Raw genomic sequence first — 6,832 nt, 5'->3', positions numbered from 1 at the left:
TACTGGTTCGGTTGTTGGTTCATATCTGTTAGTTATATTGCCTTCCCCATCAATAAGAAATTTTGTGAAATTCCATTTTATTGAATTACCTACTAGGAATTCTGGAAACTTTTCATTAAGCATGTCATTAAGTTTTTTTCCGTTTGGATTACTCAAATCAAAACCTTTGAAAATTGTATTTTCTGTTAAATATTTAAAAAGTGGTTGAGCATTTGCTTCTCTTACGTCATTTTTCTCGAATAATTGAAAACTCACACCATAATTAATTTCGCAGAAATTTTTTATTTCATTACTTTCACCAGGTTCCTGTCCAGCGAATTGATTGCTTGGAAATCCAAGTATTTCTAGACCTTTATCCTTATATTGTTCATAAAGCCTCTCTAAACCCTCATACTGTGGTGTAAATCCACACTTGCTTGCTGTATTAACTATAACTAGAACTTTTCCTTTATACTGTTCTAGAGATATTTCTTCACCATCGATTGTTACCGCTTTAAAATCATAAATTGACATTTATTATCCCTCCATTTTATATAAATTTGTCTATACCAAAATGCTATACTTTAAACTTTATCACTTTTTTTATATTAAATTTAATTCGAACTTTACAAATATATTTTGATTAATAATAACTCTTTTATTTGTTTTTTATTAATATTAATATAACATAACAATTACTATTAGTCAATAATAATTATCTAAAAAAATGAAATTCTGTGAAATTAATATTCCATGGAAAATATCTTTTATAAACTTCATGATATATAAATAGAGACAAATAAAAAATGTGGTAAGAACCTATAAATATATAGTGAACTATTAAAAAAATATTTTCAAATTAATTCATCTTCATGTAAATATAGATATTGCATAAAATGACGAAACATGAGACAATTTTATACGGAATGAAAATTATGAGATGGCATTTGTGCAAAGATTACAAAATAATCTATATTAAAAAATTAATTGCTTTAATGAACCTAATTGGAAAATACATAATCTGCTTTTGCCTAGTTTATTTTGAATCATACCGCAGTAGAAGAAGAATAGAGAGGAGAGAACTAGCATGAAAAAAAAGAAATGATAGCTATGATACTCGCAGGGGGTCAAGGATCAAGACTAAAACATAGGAAGTAATGTAATCATAAGACATAATACTTGTATTGGTAATGGAGAAAATATTATTGTTATAGAAGAAGGAAAAGAGATCAAATCTAATTCAGAGATACTAACTAAACCTAAACTATAAGATTAACGGGGGGATATGTATGCTTAAAAATTATATTGGGTTATTAATGTTAAATGAGAAAGAGGATAATATTAAAAGTCTTACAAAATCAAGACCTATAGCAGCTATACCAATAGGCGGAAGATATAGAATTATTGATTTTGTGCTTTCAAATATGGTTAATTCAGGTATTCATAATATAGGTATATTTACTAACACAAAATCTAGATCCTTAGTAGATCATTTAGGGTCAGGGAAACCTTGGGATTTAGATAGAAAAATAAATGGACTCTTTTTATTCAATTTTACTTCAGAAAAATCACAACTAAGCGATATAGATATATTAAAAGATAATATGGAATATATTTATAGATCGAAACAAGAATATGTAATAGTATCTTCTTCGAATGTTGTATGTAACATAGATTACAATGAGGCTGCTAAGTATCATGAGGAATCTGGTAGTGATATTACAATATTATATAAAAAGACAAATGATGGGAAGAATCAGTATGTAAATTGCAGTACTTTATATATAAATGGGGAAAGTGAAGTTTTAAGCATTGGGAAAAACATAGGATCAGAGGACAAACAAAATATATCAATGGAAAAGTTTATAATGAAAAAAAGTACTCTTATAACTATTGTAAAGGATTGCATTCAGACAGGACATAATAATTCAATAAAAAAAGCTATTGCTAGTATGGTTTCGGAACTTAATGTGAATGCATATGAGTTTAAAGGATACCTTCAATATATAAATTCAGAGAAAAATTATTATAAAACCAGTATGGATATGCTAATAACTAAAGTAATCAAGGAATTATTCTTTAACAATGGGTTAATCTATACAAAGAGTAAAGATGGGGCTCCCACCAAATATTTTAATGGATCAAAAGTTAGTAATGCTTTGATTTCTAATGGATGCATTTTAAAAGGAAGCATAGAGAATAGTATAATTTCAAGAAGGGTGACTGTACATGCAGGTGCAGAAGTTAAAAATTGTATAATATTCGAAAATTGTGAAATTAAAAAAGGGTGCAAACTAACAAATGTTATAATAGATAAAAATACTATTATGAGTGAAAATACAATATTAATGGGGGATGAAGATTTCCCAGTTGTAATAGAAAAAAAATCTCGTTTAAAATGATAAGCAATTGTACCTTTAGTTTGTATTTTTGAATAATATCATAGTATGCCTTAAATGAAAGCAGATATATATGTTGTAAATATACACGTAGAGTCTCAGAAATGAGATTCTGCGTTTTTGTTGTGTAAAGGCGCTATTGGTATTGACTTTCTATCTTATTTGACTTAAAATAAATTTAAACACAGTTCAAAAATATACAGTGTTTAAATATACTCAATTGTTAAGGAGTTCAAGAAAATATGAATAGAAGAGAACGTAAAAAGGAAATAACAAGGGACAACATTATAAACTGTGCAATAGATTTTTTTAGAGCAAAAGGGTTCCAGGAAACATCTATGGAGGAAATAGCAGAAAAGTCTGATGTGTCCAAGGGCACATTATATAATTACTTTAAGGATAAAGAATCCATTCTTGTTGGATACTTTCAGTCTCTTATTGTGAATCATGGTGAAGAGGTTAGTGAAAGTTTTAGTGAAAATAAGGACATACAATCACAGCTAAATAACTTATTGGACTTTATCAATCAGATATTTCGTAATGACATAGAATTAGCAGCAATCTATTTTAGATATAGATTACAAACACTTTTTAACAACAATCCATTTGACAATAATCAGAGAAGTGGAATTGAAAGTCTGGTTTTGGAAATTGTAAAAAAAGCACAATATAATAATGAAATAAGATTAGATATACCTCTCGTAATGTTAGCAAGGAATTTTATGTTTATATATATGAATTTTTTTGTTTCAAGTATCTATGGTAAAGAAAATTATGAAATAGATATTTTAAAAAGTCAGCTAATTAACCTGTTTCTAAATGGAGTAAAGTTACAGTAATTTGGGGGAAGATATATTATGCAAAATAAATATATACTATTTTTCGATGAAATAGATAAGAAGGACATATCACTAGTAGGCGGAAAAGGTGCAAACTTAGGAGAAATGACCAAAGTAGGATTCCAGGTTCCCTACGGGTTTTGTGTTACAACAGAGGCATATAAAGATTTCGTACAGCATAATAAGCTGTCGGATTTCATACCTGAAGTGATTAAGGATGCATGTCTTGAGAACATAAGTCAGATAGGTGAAAAAATTAGAGCAAAGGTAGGACAGTCAGAAATACCAGAAGAAGTAGTACAAGAGATTCTTAGGGCAGTCAATAAGACTGGAACAGATAACTACTATGCAGTAAGATCAAGCGCTACAGCAGAGGACTTGGCATTTGCTTCTTTTGCAGGTCAACAAGACACATATCTCAATGTTAAGGGGGACAGCTCGCTACTGCGATCTGTTAGAGACTGCTGGGCATCCTTATTTACAGATAGAGCAATCCTCTACAGAATACAGAACAAAATACAGCATGAAGTGGTCTATATGTCTGTAGTCGTTCAAAAAATGGTGCTACCAGAAGTATCCGGTATCATGTTTACTGCTGACCCTGTATCCGGACACAGAGGAATTATTTCCATAGATGCCAGCTATGGACTTGGAGAAGCACTTGTTTCAGGTCTTGTATCTCCAGATATATATAAGTTTAGGAAGAGCAGTATGGAAATAGATAGTAAAATTATAGGAGACAAGAAGCTAGCAATACTTCCAATTGACGGCGGTGGCACAAAAAAAGTAGACATAATCGGTGAAAGGTCCTCAAGACAAGTTATGAAAGATTACAATATAATAGCGCTTTCTGAACTTGGAATGAAAATAGAGAAACATTATGGATGTCCTCAGGATATTGAGTGGTGCCTTGAAAATGATAAATTGTATATAGTTCAGAGTCGTGCCATTACTTCCTTGTTTCCACTACCTGCGCCACTACCTATAGATGACGCGCTCCATGCATACGTGTCTTTTAATCATTTTCAGGTTATGACAGACCCGATTTCTCCTCTTGGAATAGATATACTTAGAAATATCTTACCTTTTGATAAAGGAGCGAGAAGTGAATCAGAATATAAATTTCTCACTTCTTCTGCAGGTAGGATATATATCGATTTAAGTGAACTTTTGCAGTTTAAAAAAATGAGAAAAGGATTGCCATCATTTTTTAAAAATGTAGATGTATTGCTAGGGGAAGCTTTAATAGAACTGATTCAGAGGCCGGACTTTGAAGGTCGAATCAAAAGGAATAAGGGCACAGGAAGAGCATTGCTTAAATACATGAGTCCTATAATGATTAATGGGTTAAAGAACTTCATTTATAAGAATCCGGAAGGTTCCATCGAATTCATGAACAGTTATGTTGAAAACCGTGTAGCGGAAACAGTGAAAGCAATTGGTGAAGCAAAGCAAGGTTCCTCTAAAATGGAGGCCATCTATGAGGTTGGTAGCTTCTATAAAGATATACATAAGTTAATTCCACGAATGGCACCGGGAATAATAAGCTTTAAGGCTCTTGAAAGTCTAGAACAAAAGCTACTGGGAACAAATCAGTATGTGAATGATATAGTCAAAGGACTAGAAGGCAACATCACCACTGAAATGGGTCTTTTGGTTGGTGATCTAGCAGATATGATAAGAAAATCACCGTATTTAGTGAGCGAGTTTGAAGATGAGGACTATAGTACTTTGATTTATAGAATAAGTAAACTCGAAGGGTATGACGAATTTAAGAAGAAGTTTAATGCGTTCATGGATAAATATGGTATGAGAGCTGCCGGAGAAATAGATATGGCAAAGGAACGATGGGTAGAAAACCCAGAACCACTAGCAAAATCAATTTTGGCTACTGTAAAGACATCAGTGGAAGGTATCCATAGGATAGAATACAAGAATACAATAGTAAAAGCGAAAAAAGCAGCGGAAGAGCTTATAAAAGAAGTGGAAGCTAAGCATGGAAAAGTGAAAGGTAGAATAGTAAAAAGGCTTGTAAGAGTTTTAAGAAATGTTCTGCCTACAAGGGAGCATCCTAAATATCTAATTATGAATCTCATCCTAATTTTCAAGAAAGCCATACTGGAGGAGGCAAAGATACTGGTTCAAAAAAACCACCTTACTCAGGAGAAGGATATATTTTATGTGGGTTTTTGGGAGTTGCATTCAGCAATACAAAACAATGAAAGTCTCATAGACATCGTTTATCAAAGAAAAGAAGAGTATAATCATTTTAGGAAACTAAGCACTCCACGTGTACTTACAAGCGATGGAGAAGAAATTAAGGTAGGATACAAGAGTGAAAATCTACCTGAGGGAGCATTACAAGGCACGCCTGTATCTTCAGGAGTCATAGAAGGAATCGCAAGAGTAATCACTGATCCTACAAAGGCTTCATTAAATAAAGGTGAGATTCTGGTAGCACCATTTACAGACCCTGGATGGACACCGCTTTTCATAAATGCAGCAGGACTCGTAATGGAGATCGGTGGTCTTTTAACACATGGGACAGTAGTAGCCAGAGAGTATGGAATACCCGCTGTTGTGGGTGTTTCAGAGGCTACAAAAAAAATAAAAACAGGTCAAAAGATAAGGGTTGACGGTAATACTGGATATGTAATGGTTATAGAAGAATAGGGGAAGTTCATTAGTTATACTAGTTGGAAGGCTAAAGAAGTATTTGAGAATGAAAAGGAAGATATAAAGATATTTAGATGAGACCAGTAGCTATAAAATGCCACTGGTGCTCAATTTATTTCCTTAAGGGTGGAAAACCTGTGAGTTACATTACTTTAAAATAATAGTTTCATTTTTAGAAATACCATTAAGCCTACCAATTTCCATATTAAGTACATTTATTTCTTCAATGAGTGCTTTATTATTAGTGTCTAACTCTTCTGATTTAGTGTCTAAAGCCTCTAATTTGCTTTTAGAATTTTCATTTTCAATCTTTAAATTAGCATTTTCATTTTTTAAAATTTCAATCTCATTTTGAAAATTATTTGCTTTCTTTGTTAACCTCTTATTACCACGGCTTAGTGCGAATTCCTTTTGTAGTCCAAATAAAGTCACTACTATAGCACCTATAATTGCAGATACAAAAATTATAAGAGCCAAGGAAATGTTAAATTGTGTAGAAAAGAAATTAACGGATATCACTGTAGAATTTTGAATTCCAAACATGGCTACTAAAATAGCAAAAATCAAAGAAATTATAAAGCCAATTCTCATAAGACATTACCCCCTCTATTTACTATATTTATTGAATTATATCATAATTATTACATTGTGAATAGGATATTGTAATATTTAGCAATATACTGCAATTATATGTAAGATAAAGTAATATTGGAGCTGTATTAGAGTTATATAAATATAATTGGCAAAGAAAGTAGACAAGGATGTTTTTATTTCAATAATACATATTTTAATTTATTTGTTCATGTTTTTGTATCAAATTGAATCTTTACTTTTATGGTGTATAATGGTAAAATAAGAGTCGAACATATAAAATTACATTTGTGGCAAGCATTTATATAGTTTGTAAACAATGGATTTATAAAATTTGCAAATATGTTG

Annotated in this window: 5 protein-coding genes; 3 read left to right on the top strand and 2 right to left on the bottom strand. The window is 31.4% G+C overall.

The window, feature by feature from the left end:
* The coding region (locus JJE11_RS11780) for a glutathione peroxidase (protein ID WP_291635814.1) at positions 1 to 513 on the bottom strand (513 nt) is incomplete at its 3' end.
* Positions 514 to 1,268: 755 nt separating this feature from the next.
* Here JJE11_RS11780 and glgD point away from each other — a divergent pair.
* From glgD to JJE11_RS11765, 3 genes are all read left to right on the top strand, one after another.
* Complete coding sequence (gene glgD, locus JJE11_RS11775; protein WP_291635811.1) at positions 1,269 to 2,381, top strand: glucose-1-phosphate adenylyltransferase subunit GlgD; 1,113 nt, start codon at positions 1,269 to 1,271, stop codon at positions 2,379 to 2,381.
* A gap of 239 nt (positions 2,382 to 2,620) precedes the next feature.
* Positions 2,621 to 3,217, top strand: a complete 597-nt coding sequence (locus JJE11_RS11770; protein WP_291635809.1) for a TetR/AcrR family transcriptional regulator — start codon at positions 2,621 to 2,623, stop codon at positions 3,215 to 3,217.
* 18 nt (positions 3,218 to 3,235) lie between these two features.
* The gene (locus tag JJE11_RS11765) at positions 3,236 to 5,890 is read left to right on the top strand and encodes a phosphoenolpyruvate synthase (RefSeq protein ID WP_291635807.1); all 2,655 of its coding nucleotides are present in this window, start codon (positions 3,236 to 3,238) and stop codon (positions 5,888 to 5,890) included.
* Positions 5,891 to 6,040: 150 nt separating this feature from the next.
* Here JJE11_RS11765 and JJE11_RS11760 read toward each other — a convergent pair whose 3' ends face one another.
* Complete coding sequence (locus JJE11_RS11760; protein ID WP_291635805.1) at positions 6,041 to 6,484, bottom strand: lipopolysaccharide assembly protein LapA domain-containing protein; 444 nt, start codon at positions 6,482 to 6,484, stop codon at positions 6,041 to 6,043.
* Between the last annotated feature and the right edge of the window lie 348 nt (positions 6,485 to 6,832).

It is taken from the genome of Clostridium sp., from assembly GCF_016650095.1.
Classification (GTDB): domain Bacteria; phylum Bacillota; class Clostridia; order Clostridiales; family Clostridiaceae; genus Clostridium_AD.
This window is presented reverse-complemented; position numbering and strand designations above follow the sequence as displayed.

What these genes read in the sequence shown, in the direction of transcription:
- glgD (WP_291635811.1), top strand. Translation starts at nt 1,269, where the DNA reads ATGCTTAAAAATTATATTGGGTTATTAATGTTAAATGAGAAAGAGGAT.
- JJE11_RS11770 (WP_291635809.1), top strand. Translation starts at nt 2,621, where the DNA reads ATGAATAGAAGAGAACGTAAAAAGGAAATAACAAGGGACAACATTATA.
- JJE11_RS11765 (WP_291635807.1), top strand. Translation starts at nt 3,236, where the DNA reads ATGCAAAATAAATATATACTATTTTTCGATGAAATAGATAAGAAGGAC.
- JJE11_RS11760 (WP_291635805.1), bottom strand. Translation starts at nt 6,484, where the DNA reads ATGAGAATTGGCTTTATAATTTCTTTGATTTTTGCTATTTTAGTAGCC.